The sequence below is a fragment of the Achromobacter sp. UBA2119 genome, from assembly GCF_002331005.1.
Lineage (GTDB): Bacteria > Pseudomonadota > Gammaproteobacteria > Burkholderiales > Burkholderiaceae_B > Achromobacter > Achromobacter animicus.
Window position 1 is genome coordinate 81,836 of record NZ_DCYD01000012.1, and the last position, 16,040, is coordinate 97,875.

Sequence of the window (16,040 nt, forward strand, 5' to 3'; positions counted from 1 at the left end):
TCACAGGAGGGAATCATGCAGCGCGATGAGCTCTTGGCACTGATGATCTCAGTTTCCGCACCCGCACCCCGTCTGGACGAGTGGGACCGGGTGCTATCCATCTACGCGGGATACCTGGAAGGCGTCGCGCCCAAGCTGTCTGAAAAGGAATTGGGCAACTTCATCGGCGCCGGCGCCATGTTCTACCGCACGCTGTGCCAGGCGGATTCCTATCGGCAGGAATCCGTGTGGGGGCGCCGCAAGAAGGAGGGTTAGTCCCCGGATGCAAATATTTACATGGGCATGGGGCTTGCTGTCCTGCCGGCACGAAACCATTGATTCGTGCCAGGAAATGGCCAGCGAGAAGGACAGAACATGCTACGCAGACGGGTAAGACAGCCAATCCGCCGATATTCCATCACCCCCGCAACGGGCTTTGCCGACGATTCGCCTTTGGCGGACGACGCACCCGAAGCACCGCGGCCCGCCATCTGGGCGATCGGCGACGTGCATGGCTGCTGCCAGTCGCTGGACGCACTGCTGGCAAGTCCGGAGATCGCGGGCGACCCCAACTGCAGGTTCTGGTTCGTCGGCGACCTCGTCAATCGGGGGCCTTCGAACGCGGAGACGCTGCGCCGGGTCATGTCACTGGGCGACCGCGCGACGGTGGTGCTGGGCAATCACGACCTGCGCGCCCTGGGCGTTGCAGCGGGATGTTTGCGGCCGGACGCTCGCGACACCCTCAACGATCTGTTCGACGCGCCGGATGCAGATGTCCTGCTCGACTGGCTGCGCGCGCAGCCCCTGATCCATGTGCAGGACCGTCACGTCCTGGTGCACGCGGGGCTGTATCCCGGTTGGGACGTGCTGCAGGCCATGGCGCACGCCGGGGAGGTCGAGGCCATGCTTCGGGACAATGACTGGCGCCGTCACATGCGAATCCTCTTGGGAGCAGCGCCACTCGCCTGGAACGCCAAGCTGGAAACGCAACTGCGTCTGCGCTTCATCGTCAGCGCGTTCACCCGCATGCGCCTATGCACTCGCAACGGGGCGTTGGCGCCCGGCGCCAAGTCCACGCCGGGGCGCTGGCCCCGCGAGACCCTGCCTTGGTTCAACCTGCCGCGACGCGCGGGCGCCGACAAGACCATCGTGTTCGGCCACTGGGCGACGCTGGGCCTGCTGGTGCGGTCGGACGCCGTGTGCCTGGACACGGGCTGTGTGACGGGCGGCCCGCTGACGGCCTATCGTCTTTCCGACCGAAAACTGGTACAGGTGGCGCGCGAGGCGCTCGCCCAGGTTGCCTGACCGCAGCCGGTCACGCGAAAAGACGGTAAGCCACGCCCAAGCTGAAGAGCAGCGCCGTGCCGATGGCGTAGAACGCCAGCGACAGCCAGGCGCTCAGCGGCACGCGCGCCGGCGCGTCAGCGTCTGCCGGCAGGGCCGATTGCGGCGACGGCAGGACTTCTTCATTGGCGGCTTTGGGGCTGAAGCCAGGGCGGGCCACGGCGTCCGCGGTGCGGGCAACGGGTGCAATGCCCAGGGAGACAAGGCGGGTGCCGGCGGGAGTCGGCGTCAGAACGGGTTCCGGTGAGCTCATGGGAAGCCTCCGCAATGGGGTTGGGTAACGAAAGGCGAAACCCCTACAGCAAGCTGCGTGCCCAACCCTTGCCCGTCAGCCGGACGGTCCGATCACGGCCCACTTCCCGTCTCCTGCCCAAAACACTTACGATACGGCAGGCGCCGGGCGTTTTCCGCCGCGCTTGCCCGAATCGACTGACACGTGACGGCCGCATTTCAACCACGGAGCATTCATGAACGGTTACCCAGATACTCTTCTCCTGATCGACAACGAATGGCGCGAGGCCCGCGGCGGCGCGCGCATCGACGTCGTCAATCCCGCCACCGGCCAGAAGATCGGCCAGGTGGCCAGCGCCTCCCGCGAGGACCTGGACGCGGCGCTGGCGGCAGCGCAACGCGGCTTCGAGACGTGGCGCGATACCTCCGCCCACGAGCGTTGCGCGGTCATGCGCAAGGCCGCCGTCCTGCTGCGCGAGCGCGCGGACGACGTGGCGCGCCTGCTGACGCAGGAACAGGGCAAGCCGCTCGCCGAAGCGCGTGGCGAAGTGCTGGCCGGTGCGGACATCATCGACTGGTTCGCCAACGAAGCGCTGCGCGTCTACGGCCGCATCGTGCCGTCGCGTAATCCCGCCGCCCAGCAATTGGTCATCAAGGAACCGGTCGGCCCCGTCGCCGCGTTCACGCCGTGGAACTTCCCGGTCAACCAGATTGTTCGCAAGCTGGGCGCCGCGCTTGCCACGGGCTGCTCCTTCCTGGTGAAGGCGCCTGAGGAAACCCCGGCCTCGCCGGCCGCGCTGCTCAACTGCTTTGTCGACGCCGGCATCCCGAAGGGCGTTCTGGGTCTGGTGTTTGGCTCGCCGGCCGAGATTTCCAGCTACCTGATCCCGCACCCGATCATCCGCAAGGTCACCTTCACGGGTTCCACGCCGGTCGGCAAGGAACTGGCCGCATTGGCCGGCCGCCACATGAAGCGCGTCACGATGGAGCTGGGCGGTCACGCCCCGGTGATCGTGGCGGAAGACGCCGATGTCGAACTGGCGGTCAAGGCGTCGGGCGGCGCCAAGTTCCGCAATGCCGGTCAGGTCTGCATCTCGCCGACCCGCTTCCTGGTGCACAAGAACGTCAAGGCCGCCTTCGAGCAGGCCTTCGTGGCCCATGCCGAAAAGCTCAAGCTGGGCGATGGCCTGACCGAAGGCACGACGCTCGGCCCGCTGGCCAACGACCGCCGTCTGGCCGCCATGGACAAGATCGTCAAGAACGCGGCCGAGAAGGGCGCGCGTGTGGCTACCGGTGGTCAGCGCGTGGGCACCGCGGGCAATTTCTTTGCCCCGACCATCCTGACCGACGTGCCGCTCGAGGCCGATATTTTCAACGAAGAGCCGTTTGGTCCCATCGCGGCCGTCCGCAGCTTCGAAAACCTGGACGAAGCCATCCGCGAAGCCAACCGCCTGCCGTTCGGCCTGGCCGCCTATGGCTTCACCCGCTCGATCAAGACCGTGCACGAGCTGTCGGGCCGCCTTGAAGTGGGCATGCTCTGGGTCAACCAGCCCGCGACGCCTTCGGCTGAGCTGCCGTTCGGCGGCGTGAAGGATTCCGGCTACGGTTCCGAGGGCGGTCCCGAGGCGCTCGAGGCGTACCTGGTCACCAAGGCCGTCTCGGTCGTGGGCGTCTAAGCCCGCGTCAGACCCAGCCTGACTAGAAACAGGCCGTATCCGGGACACAACCGGTTACGGCCTTTTCATTTGTGCCGTTGATTCGGGTTTTGAGCCGGCTTTCTTTTCGGCGGCCATCCTTTGGATGTCTCTCGTCTGGGCGATTGGCGCGGTCGCCCGCATGCCGCAGAATCGGCGCTGCACCATCCGGCGCCTCGCGCGTTGCGATCTTTCGATCCTTTCGCCGTTCTTCATTTGACAGGGTCGCTTACGCACCGTTGCCGGTCGCGCCCGCCGCCCGCAGGTAAGGTCTCCCTGACCATGTCGCCCCGGAGATAGACGTTTCGATGTTTTCCATGTCGCCCCTCAAGACCCTTGCCCGGCACAAGTCCCACGCTGGCCCGGCCATGAACTGGCTGAAGGAACGCAAGCAGTTCGTCAAGGCGCTGCTGTCCAACCCGGCGGCGGTCGGGGCAGTGGCCCCTTCGAGCGCGGCGCTGGCCGCCGCCATCACGGAATCGATTCAGCCCCGAGCCGGTAAGGTCCTCGAACTGGGCTGCGGAACCGGCGTCTTCACTCGGGAGATGCTGCGCAAGGGGATTGCGCCGTCCAGCCTGGTCCTGGTGGAGCAGGACTCCGAAATGAGTTCCAGCCTGCGCAGCCAGTTTCCGGAGGCAGCCGTCCTTCAGGTGCCGGCGCAGGAGCTGTCCCGGGACAGCCATCCGGAGCTTCACGGCATCAGCGCGGCCATCTGCGGTCTGCCACTACGGAACATGAGCGGCGCGCATCACCATAAGCTGCTGACCGCCGTGTTCGAGGCGATGCCGCCGGGCGGGTCCATGCACTTTTTCACCTATGGCGTGAAGTGCCCGATCTCGGCAAGGGTGCTTGAGGATTGCGGCCTGTACGCGCGGCGGGTGCGCTTTGTTCCGATGAACCTGCCGCCGGCCTCGGTATACAGCCTGAGCCGGTTGCCCTGAGGGCAGGGCGGGCGCGCCGCGATCGAGGATCGGTTTGCGCGCCCGACGGGCCGTATTCGGGCGGGGTCCGCTATGCCAGGAAGGTCAGCATGCCGTTGCTCAAGTCGTACATCGACCCGACGATCTTGATCTTTCCTTCCTTTTCCAGCCCGGCAAGAATCGGGCTGTTCTTGCGGATGGCCTCGACGGTGTGCAACACATTCGTCCGCGCCACGGCGTCCACGAACTGGCCATTTTTGCCGTTTCGGTCTCCGGTGTACTTCGTCGCCTCGACCGCCGGTTTGATGACGTCCAGCAGGGCGGTCAGATGGCCTAGCTGAACGTTGTCGATCGCCCCGGCCACTGCGCCGCATGCCGTGTGCCCCATCACCAGAATCACCTTGGCGCCCGCCGCCGCGCAGGCGAACTCCATGCTGCCCAGCAGATCGTTGTTGGAGATGTTGCCGGCGATGCGCCCGTTGAAGGTTTCGCCGATTCCCGTGTCCAGGATGATCTCGGCGGGGGCGCGCGAGTCGATGCAGCTCAGGATCACCGCCGCAGGGAACTGGCCAAGGGCGCTGGAACGCTTCTGCGCAAGATAGTCGTGCTTCTGAGGCTCGCCCGCCCGAAAGCGCGCATTGCCCCGTTTCATCATGTCAATCACCTGGTCCGGCGTCATCGCGTCACGCTGCGCCTGCGTCAGTGATGCGGCTGGCGCGTCGCCGGGCGCAAACGCCAGGCCAGCCATCGCCGCCGCGCCAACGCTGGCCTTCAACCAGCCGCGCCGTCCCAGGTCCAGAGGGTGCCCAGCCATGCAACAATCCTTGATCGCTTCCATGAGGTGTCCCCTATAAGCAGCCCACAACGATAGACCGCGGGACGCGGCTATTCGATGATGGGCCGGCCACACATGCCGTTTTTGCGGCGAGAGACATTCTGTTCCTGTTTGCGGCGGCGAACAATGACGGCTGCACGCGGCCCTGTTTTTCTTGTTTTCGCGCCGGATGAGTGGCATAGTTTTTCGCACGACGGGCCCCAGGGTGGCTTCGGGGCGGTTCGACAACGAATACGAAAGGTGCCTCATGCGTTACCTGTACATCGTATTGATCGTGTTGCTCACGGCAATGGTTTTGTCGTTCAAGATCCAGAACTTCGAATCCGTCACGCTGACCCTCTGGACCTCCACCTTCACTTTGCCGGCGTCGGTTCTCGTCATCGGCGTCTATATCCTGGGCATGCTCACAGGCGGCTTTCTGCTCAGCCTGCTGCGTTCCGCCTTCAGAGGGGCAACCGGCCGTCCCGCCGGGCCCACCCCCTGACGATTCCCCAAGCGCCACCCGGCTTGCCGCCGTGCGTCCGCAGTCAGGGCGCGAACGCGTACTTAGGAGCAATCCCGATGAAAAGGCTATTCCTTGTCCTGACCACGTGCGTGCTGGCCGGCTGCGCCGGCACGGTCGCAACGAAGAACGACCTGGCAAAGTACGGCACGCCACCCAGCGACGACGACCTGTACCAGTACATGTCGTCGCTGCGCGACATCATGCCGCCGACCCGGTATGTCAGTTATCGCGACAAGGGGTACGCGGAATCCGTGAAAAAGACCACGGTCATAGCAGAGGACGGCAAACCGGTATCCGCCTGGCAGTACGACTTTGAAGTCGCCGGCTACGACCAGCCCGGCCCCGAGCAGCCGCAGTGGACCGCACGGCGCGTCGTGTTCTTCAATGGCCGCGCGATAGGCGGTTTCGATGCGAATGGGAAGTTCATGCGCACGAGCGCCCAGCCGCCAGCAGCGGCCGCGCCCGCGCCCGCACCCTCGCCGGCGCAGCCGCGCTAGGCCTCGGCATTCCCCATTGCGCCGTTCCGGAGAACCCACCATGCAAAAGTCTCAGCAGGCCGCCCCGCGTCGCCCCCTGACCCTTATCGCCGCAAGCGCCATTCTTGGCCTGGCAACCGTCCTTGCCGGTTGCGCCAACCCGTCCGCGTCGTCCCGTGTCTACACCTTCGACCAGGCGCAGCGCGCCCAGACCGTCACCCTTGGCTACGTCATCGGCGTGCGGCCCGTCACCATCCAGGCCGCCCAGACCTCGGGCCTGGGCGTCATCGCCGGCGGCGCGCTGGGCGCCGTCGCGGGCAACGCCGTGGGTGGCGGCTCGGGACGCCGCATCACCACCGTCGGCGGCGCGGTCGGCGGCGCCATGGCGGGCAACGCCATCGAAAACGCCAGCGCCCGCCGGGCAGGGCTGGAAATCACCGTGCGCCTGGATTCGGGCGACGTACGCGTCATTACGCAGGAAGCGGACGTGCCGATTTCGACCGGCCAACGCGTCCAGATCGTGACGCAGGGCGGCGTGAGCCGCGTGGGCGGGATTTGATGTCGATGTAGCGCCTTGAAAGCCGCGATTTCGACTGGATGCGGAGATTAGGCCGCCTATTCTCCGCAAATTTTGCGGAGAATAAATTGCACGTGCGGCGAATAGGGACCATAATCTCCGCATGAAATGCGGAGATTATCTTTATATCTGGCAAGCCCCCGATTGGCCGCAGTGGCGCTTTGACCTCAATGCGCTGGCCGAGCCGTTGGCTGACGTCAGCCGCGCGCAGGGCGCTTTGATGGGGCGCCTGCGGGACGTCGGCATGCCGCTGCGGGATCAGGCGAGCCTCGGCGTCCTGACGGACGAGGTCGTCAAGACCAGCGCAATTGAAGGAGAGGTGCTTAACGTCGCGTCGGTCCGGTCCTCTATCGCGCGACGCATCGGCGTAGATATCGGTGCACTCGCCCCGGTGGACCGTCATGTCGAGGGCGTCGTGGAAATGGTGCTGGACGCCACGGGCAACTGCCATGCGCCCGTCACGCGAGAGCGACTGTTCGGCTGGCATGCGGCATTGTTCCCGACGAATTACTCGGGCATGTCGCGCATCAACGTGGGGACTTGGCGCACCGATACCGATGGCCCGATGCAGGTCGTGTCCGGTCCCATGGGCCGCCAGCGGGTGCACTTTGAAGCCCCCACGGCAGCACGGGTGGACGCCGACATGCACGCATTCCTGAACTGGGTGAATGCGCCCGCGCATGCCGCGGGCGGTCCGGTGATGCCTGCGTTGCTGAAGGCGGGATTGGCGCATCTGTGGTTCGTCACAGTGCATCCGTTCGACGACGGCAACGGCCGCATCGCCCGCGCCATCGGGGATCTGCTGCTGGCGCGCGCCGATGGCAGTCCGCAACGCTTCTACAGTCTGTCGGCCCAGATCCAACGCGAGCGCAACGCTTACTACGCGATTCTCGAGAACACGCAGAAGGACTCCATGGATGTCACGCCGTGGCTGGCCTGGTTTCTGGCGACGCTGCATCGGGCGGTGAATCAGGCTCATGAGGTGCTGGATAAGGTGCTGGCCAAGACCCAGTATTGGCGGCGTTGGGGGGCGGAACCGCTGAACGAGCGCCAGTCCAAGGTGCTGAACAGGCTGTTGGACGGATTTGAAGGCAAGCTCACCACCACCAAATGGGCCGCCATCGCCAAATGTTCGCCCGATACGGCACTGCGCGACATCACCGATCTCCTGAATCGGAACATGCTCCGCAAAGCGGCCGCGGGCGGACGCAGCACGAGCTACGAATTACCGGAATGACGTCCCGCCGCCAGGCTTAAGATTCGCTTCATCCTGTCGCGTATAGTCAGCGCATGCGTATCCTACTGGCCGAAGACGATGTATCCCTGGGCGAGTCGATCGAATCGTGGCTGGAGCTGGACGGCTACGTCGTCGACCGTGTGACGCGCGGCGATCTTGCCGAGACCGCGCTTGCCACGCACGACTATCACTGCGTGCTGATCGACCGCGGGCTGCCCGGCATGACGGGTGACGACCTGCTTCGGCGGTTGCGCGCTCGGCGCGACAACGTGCCGGCCATCATGATCACCGCGCGCGACGCGGTGCCCGACCGCATCGAAGGCCTGGATCTGGGTGCGGACGACTATCTGGTCAAACCGTTCGATCTGGAGGAGCTGTCCGCCCGCATCCGCGCCGCCTTGCGCCGCCGCGACGGCAACGCCACGCCGGCGCTGGAACACGGCGGTGTCTCGCTCGACGTAGCCGCCAAGCAGGTCCGTTACCACGGCGCGCAAGTGGAGCTGACGGCGCGGGAGTTCGCCATCCTGCACGCGCTCATCCGCCATCCCGGCCACATCGTGTCCCGCGCGCAACTCGAAGAAGCCCTGTACGGCTGGGGCGACGAAGTCGAAAGCAACACGATCGAAGTGCACATCTACAACCTGCGGCGCAAGCTGGCGGCCGACCTTATCAAGACGGTGCGGCGCCAGGGTTATCGCCTGGCCGACTGACATGCGCTGGCGCAAGAAGACATCCAGGACTCGATCCAACGCCGCGTCGAAGGCCCCGCGCGGCTATTCGCTGCGGCGGCGCCTGATCGGCACGACACTCGGCTCCAGCATCCTGGTCGGACTGGTCAGCACCCTCATCGTGCTGGCCATCGCTCGCAAGGAGGTCAACGACGCCTACGACGACTGGCTGGAAGAGGGCGCGCGGCTGGTGCTGGCGCTGGGCGAAGGCAGCATCGGCCGCGTGGCCGGCGAGCGCTCCCCGGCGGACACGCAACCCGCGCTGCGTCTGGACTACCAGCTGGTGTCGCGCACGGGAGAAGTGCTGTTGCGCGGCGAAGACGCGCCCAAGCGGCCGTTCGTGGACCCCGAGCGGCGCGGCGACCGCTATTACGACGTGCGCGCCGACGGCGAGGACTGGCGCGTGTATGTCCGCCATCACGACACGCTGGGGTTTTCGGCACAGGTCGGTCAAGAGATGGACGAACGCACCGATCTGATCTGGGACATGCTCGAATCGCTGGCCTGGCCCCTGGTCGGCCTGTGGGTCCTGTTGGGGCTGATCAACTGGTTTCTGATCTGGCGGCTGCTCAAGCCGCTTGCGCGCATGACGCGCGGCATCGAGGGCAAGTCGCCGACGGACCTGTCGCCCGTGGCCGAGGAGAGCAGGGCGTATGAAGTCCAGTCGATCACGGCGGCGCTGAACCGTCTGCTGGGCCGGCTGGATCATGCGCTGGAAGCCGAGCGGCGCTTCACCGCGGATGCCGCGCACGAACTGCGCACGCCCCTCGCGGCGCTGGCGTCGCGGATCCAGGTGCTGCAACGCAGCCATCCCGCCGAACAGGCGCCGGCGCTTGCCGCCCAGTTGCAGCGCCTGCGCGCCGACATGATGCGCACGACCAGCCTGGTCGAAAACCTGCTGCAGCTGGCGCGCCTGGACCCGCAATCCGCCGATGCCATGCCCCGCGAGCGCGTTGATGTGCCCAGCCTGCTGCAGGACGCCGCCGACGCTTGCGCGCCCACGGCGGCGGCGCAGGGCACTACGATAATGATCGATGCGCGCGAGACGGCACTGCCCGGCAACCGCGATGCGCTTTTTACGGCCTTGCGCAACCTGATCCATAACGCGGTGTCCTACGGCCGCCAAGGCGGCCAGGTGCGGGTCGCTGCCGAACGCGCGGGTCAATACGTCGCGCTCAGTGTGAAGGACGACGGCCCGGGCGTGGCCCCGGCCGATCTCGAGCGCTTGACGCAGCGCTTCTATCGCGTGCTGGGCACCAATGTGCCGGGAAATGGCCTTGGCCTGTCCATCGTCGCGCGCGTGGCAGACATGCACCGCGGGCAATTGCAGTTCGGGCCGGGGCTGGACGGCCGGGGGCTGGGTGTGACGCTACTTGTGCCCATCGATACGAAGGCGTGACGACATCACGGTCGCATCCGTGCCTAGAGCTAAGGTCTGCTTCATCTTCGGGGCGTCAAATGGCGCCATGTTCAACAACGAAGCGCAATCCGCGCAAGGAGCTGCACCATGACCCAGACTACCCGTCGTTCCACGTTCATCCGCACCTTCCTGGCCAGCACCGTGCTGGCCGGCGCCGCCGTGGCAGGCGTGGCGCACGCGCAGGGCTACACGGGCCCCAGCACCGGCAAGCCTGCGGCGCAGGGCTATAGCGGCCCCAGCACGGTGGCCGTCACCACGGTCAAGGAATTGCTGGCCAACGGCCGCGATGACCAGAACGCCATCCTGCGTGGCCGGATCGTCTCGCACGACGGCGACGATCACTATACCTTTGACGACGGCACGGGTCAGATCCGCGTCGAAATCGACAACGACGACTTCCCCGCCGGCCAGAAGATCGACGACAAGACTCAGGTCGAGCTGCGCGGCGAACTGGACCGCGATCGCAACAACGTCGAGTTCGATGTGGACAGCGTCCGCGTGATGTAAAGAGCGTGCGGCGGGCGCATACGGTATTCTGTCGGCCTCAAGTCGATACCCGTACCTGTTTGTCGTGAACCCCGTAACGCCCCCCGCCGCGGTCCAGCTGCCCGAAGCCACCATCCGCGCCACCGTCCGGTTGCCCATCCGTCTTGCCGACGGCTCCGAGGCACAGGCGTTGGCGTACAGCTTTCACGGCCTGGCCGACGCTCGCGACCATCTCGCCCTCAAATTCGGGCAACCCGGGCCGCAGCCGCTTGTCCGCCTGCATTCCGAGTGCATGACCGGCGACGTCTTCGGCTCGTTGCGCTGCGACTGCGGCCCGCAACTGCAGGAAGCGTTGCGTCTTATGAGCCAGGAGGGCGGTTACCTGCTGTACCTGCGCCAGGAAGGGCGGGGCATCGGCCTGTATTCCAAGATCGACGCGTACCGGCTGCAGGAATTGGGCTATGACACCTACACCGCCAATCTGGAACTGGGCCACGGCCTGGACGACCGCGACTACACGCCGGCGGCGCAGATGCTGCGGGCGCTGGGCGTCGATGATCTGGAACTGCTGACCAACAATCCCGACAAGCGCACGCAGTTGGAACGCATGGGCATCCGGGTCAGCGGTTGCCGCCTGACAGGGGTTTATCCGAACGAACACAACAAGGGCTATCTGCTGGCCAAGGCGCTGCGCACGCAGCATCGGATCGAGCTCGGCCAGACCGAGGAGTGATGGCCCGCAAGTCCGCTAGCCGCCCCCCGGGGCGGCTTTGCTTTTCCCGAATGTAAGGACAAACCCTTATACTCTGGGCCGGTCGATGGGCCGCATTGCCGGCTGCATGGCCGTATCGTGTTTTGGAATTCCCTATGAATCAACAACATAAAGACCTGTCCGCGCTCGCAAAAGCGTGGCTGTTTGTGCTGGGCGCGTGCATTCTGGCCGCCGGGCTCTTTTTCGGTTACCACGGCGCTCGCCTGGTGGCCCTGAATGGAAGCTGGTATTTCGTGGTGTGCGGCGTCGTGCTTGCCGTCTCCGGCATCCAGATCGCCCGCCGCCGCCCCAATGGCGGCCTGCTTTTCGCGTTGGCGCTGGTCGGCACCGCGATCTGGGCGGTCATCGACGTGGGCCTGCAATTCTGGCCGCTCGTCTCCCGCGTGCTGGTGTTCGTGGGCTTCGGCATCCTGGTCGCGCTGTCGCAGCCGCTGCTGCGCCGGGCACAGAAGCTGCCGGCCAACCCGGCGCCGTCCCGCATTGCGGCCGCCGTGCTGGCGCTGGCCTTTATCGGAACCGTGGCCGGCATGTTCGTGCCCCACGCGCCCGTGTCGCAGGGCGAGACCCTGGCGCTCAAGCCCGTCGCACCCGGCCAGGAACAGAAGGACTGGGCGCACTACGGCAACACCGCCGGCGGCACCCGCTTTGCGGCGCTGGACCAGATCACGCGCGACAACGTGAAGGACCTTGAGGTTGCCTGGACCTACCGCACGGGCGACACCCCCGTCAGCCCCGGTGGCGGCGGCGCCGAAGACCAGCAGACCCCGCTGCAGATCGGCAACCGCGTGTTCCTGTGCACCCCGCACAACAACGTGATTGCGCTGGACGCCACCACGGGCAAGGAACTCTGGAAGGTCGAGATCAACGCCAAGCAGAAGAAGTGGATGCGTTGCCGCGGCCTGGCCTATTTCGATATCGATGCGCCGCTTGAGCAGCCGACCGTCGAAGGCGCGACGCCGGTCAAGGCCGTGAGCCTCGCCGCCGGCGCCGCCTGCCGCCGCCGCATCCTGATGAACAGCGTGACGCCCGAGCTGATCGCGCTGGACGCCGACACCGGCGCCTTCTGCGCCGACTTCGGCAACCAAGGCCGCGTGGACCTGCGCGCCGGCATGGGCAAGGGCGCCGACAAGGGCGAGTATTACCCGACCTCGGCCCCGACGCTGGCCGGCACGACCATCGTCATCGGCGGCCGCGTGGCGGACAACGTCAGCACCGACATGCCTGGCGGCGTGGTGCGCGGTTTCGACGTGGTGACCGGCGAGCTGCGCTGGGCCTTCGATCCGGGCAACCCGGAAGACCAGGCCGCGCCCGCCGACGGCCAGACCTACGTACGCTCGACCCCGAACGTGTGGGCGCCGATGTCGTATGACGCCCAATCGAACACCGTCTTCATGCCGGTTGGTAGCGCCGCGGTGGACCTGTGGGGCGTGAAGCACACCGCGCTCGACCGCAAGTACGGCGCCTCCGTGCTGGCCGTCGATGCCAGCACCGGCCGCGAGAAGTGGGTCTACCAGACCGTGCATGACGACCTGTGGGACTTCGACGTCCCGATGCAGCCGTCCTTTGCCGACTTCCCCGTCGACGGCAAGACCGTGCCCGCGCTGGTGTTCGGCACCAAGGCCGGCCAGATCTTCGTGCTGGATCGTCAGACCGGCAAGCCGCTCACCCGCGTCGAAGAACGCAAGGTGCCGGCCGGCAACATCCCCGGCGAAACCTATTCGCCGACCCAGCCGTTCTCCGTCGGCATGCCTTCGATCGGCGCGAACGACATGAAGGAATCGGACATGTGGGGCGCCACGCCGTTCGATCAGCTGCTGTGCCGCATCCACTTCAAGTCCAAGCGCTACACGGGCCTGTTCACGCCGCCTGGCACGGATCCGTCGTTGAACCTGCCCGGCTCGCTGGGCGGCATGAACTGGGGCGGCATCTCGATCGACCCGGTGAACGGCTACCTGTTCATCAACGACATGCGCGTCGGCCTGGAAGTGCAACTGGTCGAAGCGGGCGCCAACGCCAAGAAGAGCGACGGCAATGAAGCCGCCGCCATCCAGGGCCCCGTGGCGCTGTCGGGCACGCCCTACGCGATCAACGCCAAGGTGCGTTTCATGTCGCCGCTGGAGATCCCGTGCCAGGCGCCGCCGTTCGGCACGCTGACCGCCGTGGACCTGAAGACGCAGAAGATGGTCTGGCAAGTACCGGTCGGCACTGTGCAGGACACCGGTCCCTTCGGCGTCAAGCTGGGTCTGCCGATTCCGATCGGCATGCCCACCATCGGCGGCACGCTCGCCACGCAGGGCGGCCTGGTGTTCATCGCCGCCACGCAGGACTACTACCTGCGCGCGTACGATGCCGGCACGGGCAAGGAAGTGTGGAAGGTCCGCCTGCCGGTCGGCAGCCAGGGCACGCCCATCAGCTACAAGTCGACCGCCGATGGCAAGCAGTACATCGTCATCTCGGCCGGCGGCGCGCGCAACTCGCCTGATCGTGGTGATTACGTGATCGCGTACGCGTTGCCGGGCAAGGTCTGAGCCTTGCGATAGCGTAGAGGGGAAGGGCGGTGTACCACCTGCCCGAGCCCACGCCAGATGGCACGAAGCCGCCCTCCAGGGGCGGCTTCGTTGCGTTTGCGGCTTTGTTGCATCTACGACTTCGGAACAGGGGCGTTGCGCCGAAGACTTACCCGCTGTGGCGATGCTTGCCAGTCTTGATGAACATGTCCGAGAAGCTTTCCCAGTCCTGCAGGTATACGAAAAGCTCTCCGTCGTCGCCTTCGCATAACGCCGACCCCCGGCTGCTTTCCTGCCAGAACGAGAAAAAAGGGAGCCGTCGAATGTCCTCGAGGCGTACCAGGCGGTCTTTCACGACGGGCAGACCGAAGTAGGTTGTGGTCATATACGGAGCCTCAACGAATGGCGCACTGGGTGCGGGTTCTGTTGGAGTTGACCCAGTCAGATGCCGGATAAGTCGCTGATCTTACTGGTGAAAGCGAGAGGCCGGGAATGCCTGAAGGGCTTAGTGCGCCTGAACTCCTGCGTGACGTTTACGGGGCGTGCGGACTAGATAGTTGGCTGCGCCGTGTGAAGTTGCGTAGCCGACTGGGCGCATTTGGCGGTCGGTTTTATTCGTTTGCGGCTTGGGGTGGAAGAAGCCTCCGCTCGCATCGGTAAATTACGCATAATGTGTATTATGTAAAGTACGAAATGGCCGTTTTTGTCCCGTCACCAGGCAGCCATCAGATAAGATGCGCGCCAAGCCTCCCAACCCATCCCCGTCCAGACCCCATGACCCCGCGCGTCGCCATCATCGAAACCATGGAGAACACGCAGCTCGGCCTTCTGCTGAGCGCGCTGAATGAAGCCCAGGCCGACATCACCTGGTTCCGCGTCTATCGCGACGGTCTTGGCGACGTTGCCCTTGACGACTTCGACGCCCTGATCGTTCCCGGCGGCTGGCCGAGCGCGCAGGACGATGATCTTTATCCTTACCTGCCCAAACTGGTCGCGCTGATGCGCACATTTGGCGACGCCGGCAAGTCCGTGCTGGGCATCTGCTTAGGTGCGCAGGTGCTGGCCCGCGCTTACGGCGCCGACAACCTGTTGGGGGTGGCGCGGGAATTTTCCTGGACGCCGCTGACCGTGACGGACGATGGGCGCGCCGATCCGCTGTTTGCCGAATTGCAGGACGGCTTCATCAGTTTCCAGTGGCACGTCGACACCTACACCCTGCCCCCGTCCGCCCTCCTTCTGGCCCGATCCGAAATGGTCCAGAATCAGTGTTTTCGCGTGGGGCGGGCAACTTACGGGATGCAGTTCCACTTTGAAGCCAGTGGCGACGTGGTTCACGACTGGACGCGCGCCAATCCCGACCGGGTCAATCGCATTGCGCCGGGCTGGCTGGAGACCCAGGCGGCCGAGGACCGGGCCCGCTTTGCCGCCGACGCCGACGAAGCCGGCGCGCGGATCGCCCGCGCATTTGTGGCCACCATCGGCGAGCGCGCGCGGACCTGATCGACGCCGGCCCGAACAAAAAAGGCGATGCCAGGTTTCCCGGCATCGCCTTTTAGCTTTCATCGAGGGTCAGCGCTTCTTGGACGCCTCGTATTTCGCCTTGTTGGCTTCGTTCGGCGGGTACAGGCCCGGCAGCACGGCACCATTGTTGACCTCGTCCATGATCCAGCCTTCAAAACGTTCCTGCTCGACGGCGGCGTCAACCACGTCGGCCAGCAGCGCGGCCGGGATGACGACGGCGCCATCCTGGTCGGCAACGATCACGTCATCGGGAAAAACGGCCACGCCGCCGCAGGCGACGGGCTGCTGCCAATCCACGAACGTCAGGCCGGCCACCGAGGGAGGCGCGGCAGCACCGCTCGCCCAGACGGGCAGCCTGGTGCCCAGCACACCGGCCAGGTCGCGCACGACGCCGTCGGTCACCAGGCCTGCAACGCCGCGCTTGGCCATGCGGGCGCACAGGATGTCGCCCCAGATGCCGGCGTCTTTCACGCCCATGGCGTCGACAACCGCGATGCAGCCCGAGGGCATCTGCTCGATCGCGCCGCGGCTGGACTTCGGCGACGACCATGATTCTGGCGTGGCCAGGTCTTCGCGGGCCGGCACGAAGCGCACCGTGAACGCGCGGCCGACGATGCGTTCGAGGCCTTGCGCCAACGGGAAGGCGCCGCGGATCCAGACGTTGCGCAGCCCTTTCTTGAGCAGAATCGTGGTCAGTGTTGCCGTCGTGACGCCGGACAGCGCCTTGAAATGAACCTCGTCCGATACGGTCATGGGTTTTTCTCCCTGTGAAATCAGAATGGGCGCTCAGCGCGCCCGAGCTCGATGC

At 65.7% G+C, this 16,040-nt stretch carries 18 protein-coding genes; 14 read left to right on the plus strand and 4 right to left on the minus strand.

What is annotated here, in order from left to right:
- Positions 1-15: 15 nt before the first annotated feature.
- The gene (locus B3098_RS11580) at positions 16-255 is read left to right on the plus strand and encodes a hypothetical protein (RefSeq protein ID WP_062839450.1); all 240 of its coding nucleotides are present in this window, start codon (positions 16-18) and stop codon (positions 253-255) included.
- A gap of 177 nt (positions 256-432) precedes the next feature.
- Positions 433-1,284 (plus strand): symmetrical bis(5'-nucleosyl)-tetraphosphatase, encoded by an 852-nt coding sequence (locus B3098_RS11585; RefSeq protein ID WP_286896238.1) that lies wholly within the window; start codon positions 433-435, stop codon positions 1,282-1,284.
- A gap of 10 nt (positions 1,285-1,294) precedes the next feature.
- On the opposite strand, the gene B3098_RS11590 is transcribed toward B3098_RS11585, so the two are convergent.
- Positions 1,295-1,576, minus strand: coding sequence for a hypothetical protein (locus tag B3098_RS11590; protein WP_175136475.1), 282 nt, complete (start codon positions 1,574-1,576; stop codon positions 1,295-1,297).
- 214 nt (positions 1,577-1,790) lie between these two features.
- Here B3098_RS11590 and B3098_RS11595 point away from each other — a divergent pair, with 214 nt between their 5' ends.
- Positions 1,791-3,230, plus strand: a complete 1,440-nt coding sequence (locus tag B3098_RS11595) for an NAD-dependent succinate-semialdehyde dehydrogenase (protein WP_286896241.1) — start codon at positions 1,791-1,793, stop codon at positions 3,228-3,230.
- A gap of 386 nt (positions 3,231-3,616) precedes the next feature.
- On the plus strand, positions 3,617-4,189 hold the full coding sequence (locus tag B3098_RS11600; protein WP_239213682.1) for a class I SAM-dependent methyltransferase: 573 nt from the start codon (positions 3,617-3,619) through the stop codon (positions 4,187-4,189).
- Positions 4,190-4,259: 70 nt separating this feature from the next.
- Here the strand turns inward: B3098_RS11600 and B3098_RS11605 are convergent, their stop codons facing one another.
- Positions 4,260-4,982: a carbonic anhydrase family protein gene (locus B3098_RS11605; protein WP_286896244.1), complete on the minus strand. Its 723-nt coding sequence runs from the start codon at positions 4,980-4,982 to the stop codon at positions 4,260-4,262.
- Between the two features lie 268 nt (positions 4,983-5,250).
- On the opposite strand from B3098_RS11605, the gene B3098_RS11610 reads away from it, so the two are divergent.
- From B3098_RS11610 to B3098_RS11650, 9 genes are all read left to right on the plus strand, one after another.
- A complete protein-coding gene (locus B3098_RS11610) occupies positions 5,251-5,487 on the plus strand; it encodes a lipopolysaccharide assembly protein LapA domain-containing protein (protein ID WP_175121496.1) in 237 nt (78 codons plus the stop codon).
- 77 nt (positions 5,488-5,564) lie between these two features.
- Positions 5,565-6,005, plus strand: coding sequence for a hypothetical protein (locus tag B3098_RS11615; RefSeq protein ID WP_286896249.1), 441 nt, complete (start codon positions 5,565-5,567; stop codon positions 6,003-6,005).
- A 40-nt stretch (positions 6,006-6,045) separates the two neighbouring features.
- Positions 6,046-6,543: a glycine zipper 2TM domain-containing protein gene (locus B3098_RS11620; RefSeq protein WP_191577183.1), complete on the plus strand. Its 498-nt coding sequence runs from the start codon at positions 6,046-6,048 to the stop codon at positions 6,541-6,543.
- A gap of 121 nt (positions 6,544-6,664) precedes the next feature.
- Positions 6,665-7,798: a Fic family protein gene (locus tag B3098_RS11625; RefSeq protein WP_286896252.1), complete on the plus strand. Its 1,134-nt coding sequence runs from the start codon at positions 6,665-6,667 to the stop codon at positions 7,796-7,798.
- Between the two features lie 53 nt (positions 7,799-7,851).
- Entirely contained in the window at positions 7,852-8,508 is a 657-nt protein-coding gene (locus B3098_RS11630; RefSeq protein ID WP_191577181.1) for a response regulator transcription factor, read from the plus strand.
- A 1-nt stretch (position 8,509) separates the two neighbouring features.
- The gene (locus tag B3098_RS11635) at positions 8,510-9,925 is read left to right on the plus strand and encodes an ATP-binding protein (protein ID WP_286896256.1); all 1,416 of its coding nucleotides are present in this window, start codon (positions 8,510-8,512) and stop codon (positions 9,923-9,925) included.
- Positions 9,926-10,033: 108 nt separating this feature from the next.
- A complete protein-coding gene (locus B3098_RS11640) occupies positions 10,034-10,453 on the plus strand; it encodes a YgiW/YdeI family stress tolerance OB fold protein (protein ID WP_218343900.1) in 420 nt (139 codons plus the stop codon).
- Positions 10,454-10,583: 130 nt separating this feature from the next.
- Positions 10,584-11,165 (plus strand): GTP cyclohydrolase II RibA, encoded by a 582-nt coding sequence (ribA, locus tag B3098_RS11645; RefSeq protein WP_255809482.1) that lies wholly within the window; start codon positions 10,584-10,586, stop codon positions 11,163-11,165.
- Positions 11,166-11,299: 134 nt separating this feature from the next.
- Entirely contained in the window at positions 11,300-13,732 is a 2,433-nt protein-coding gene (locus B3098_RS11650; protein WP_286896259.1) for a membrane-bound PQQ-dependent dehydrogenase, glucose/quinate/shikimate family, read from the plus strand.
- Between the two features lie 148 nt (positions 13,733-13,880).
- On the opposite strand, the gene B3098_RS11655 is transcribed toward B3098_RS11650, so the two are convergent.
- Positions 13,881-14,096 carry a hypothetical protein gene (locus B3098_RS11655; protein ID WP_286896261.1) on the minus strand — a complete coding sequence of 72 codons (216 nt, stop codon included), beginning with the start codon at positions 14,094-14,096 and terminating at the stop codon, positions 13,881-13,883.
- Positions 14,097-14,515: 419 nt separating this feature from the next.
- Here B3098_RS11655 and B3098_RS11660 point away from each other — a divergent pair, with 419 nt between their 5' ends.
- A complete protein-coding gene (locus B3098_RS11660; RefSeq protein ID WP_286896263.1) occupies positions 14,516-15,211 on the plus strand; it encodes a type 1 glutamine amidotransferase in 696 nt (231 codons plus the stop codon).
- A 69-nt stretch (positions 15,212-15,280) separates the two neighbouring features.
- Here B3098_RS11660 and B3098_RS11665 read toward each other — a convergent pair whose 3' ends face one another.
- The gene (locus B3098_RS11665) at positions 15,281-15,985 is read right to left on the minus strand and encodes a ribonuclease activity regulator RraA (RefSeq protein ID WP_279970978.1); all 705 of its coding nucleotides are present in this window, start codon (positions 15,983-15,985) and stop codon (positions 15,281-15,283) included.
- Between the last annotated feature and the right edge of the window lie 55 nt (positions 15,986-16,040).

Excerpts from the sequence above, each read along its gene's own strand:
- B3098_RS11580 (WP_062839450.1), top strand. The coding sequence starts at position 16 with ATGCAGCGCGATGAGCTCTTGGCACTGATGATCTCAGTTTCCGCACCC.
- B3098_RS11590 (WP_175136475.1), bottom strand. The coding sequence starts at position 1,576 with ATGAGCTCACCGGAACCCGTTCTGACGCCGACTCCCGCCGGCACCCGC.
- B3098_RS11595 (WP_286896241.1), top strand. The coding sequence starts at position 1,791 with ATGAACGGTTACCCAGATACTCTTCTCCTGATCGACAACGAATGGCGC.
- B3098_RS11600 (WP_239213682.1), top strand. The coding sequence starts at position 3,617 with ATGAACTGGCTGAAGGAACGCAAGCAGTTCGTCAAGGCGCTGCTGTCC.
- B3098_RS11605 (WP_286896244.1), bottom strand. The coding sequence starts at position 4,982 with ATGGCTGGGCACCCTCTGGACCTGGGACGGCGCGGCTGGTTGAAGGCC.
- B3098_RS11610 (WP_175121496.1), top strand. The coding sequence starts at position 5,251 with ATGCGTTACCTGTACATCGTATTGATCGTGTTGCTCACGGCAATGGTT.
- B3098_RS11615 (WP_286896249.1), top strand. The coding sequence starts at position 5,565 with ATGAAAAGGCTATTCCTTGTCCTGACCACGTGCGTGCTGGCCGGCTGC.
- B3098_RS11620 (WP_191577183.1), top strand. The coding sequence starts at position 6,046 with ATGCAAAAGTCTCAGCAGGCCGCCCCGCGTCGCCCCCTGACCCTTATC.
- B3098_RS11625 (WP_286896252.1), top strand. The coding sequence starts at position 6,665 with ATGAAATGCGGAGATTATCTTTATATCTGGCAAGCCCCCGATTGGCCG.
- B3098_RS11630 (WP_191577181.1), top strand. The coding sequence starts at position 7,852 with ATGCGTATCCTACTGGCCGAAGACGATGTATCCCTGGGCGAGTCGATC.
- B3098_RS11635 (WP_286896256.1), top strand. The coding sequence starts at position 8,510 with ATGCGCTGGCGCAAGAAGACATCCAGGACTCGATCCAACGCCGCGTCG.
- B3098_RS11640 (WP_218343900.1), top strand. The coding sequence starts at position 10,034 with ATGACCCAGACTACCCGTCGTTCCACGTTCATCCGCACCTTCCTGGCC.
- B3098_RS11650 (WP_286896259.1), top strand. The coding sequence starts at position 11,300 with ATGAATCAACAACATAAAGACCTGTCCGCGCTCGCAAAAGCGTGGCTG.
- B3098_RS11655 (WP_286896261.1), bottom strand. The coding sequence starts at position 14,096 with ATGACCACAACCTACTTCGGTCTGCCCGTCGTGAAAGACCGCCTGGTA.
- B3098_RS11660 (WP_286896263.1), top strand. The coding sequence starts at position 14,516 with ATGGAGAACACGCAGCTCGGCCTTCTGCTGAGCGCGCTGAATGAAGCC.
- B3098_RS11665 (WP_279970978.1), bottom strand. The coding sequence starts at position 15,985 with ATGACCGTATCGGACGAGGTTCATTTCAAGGCGCTGTCCGGCGTCACG.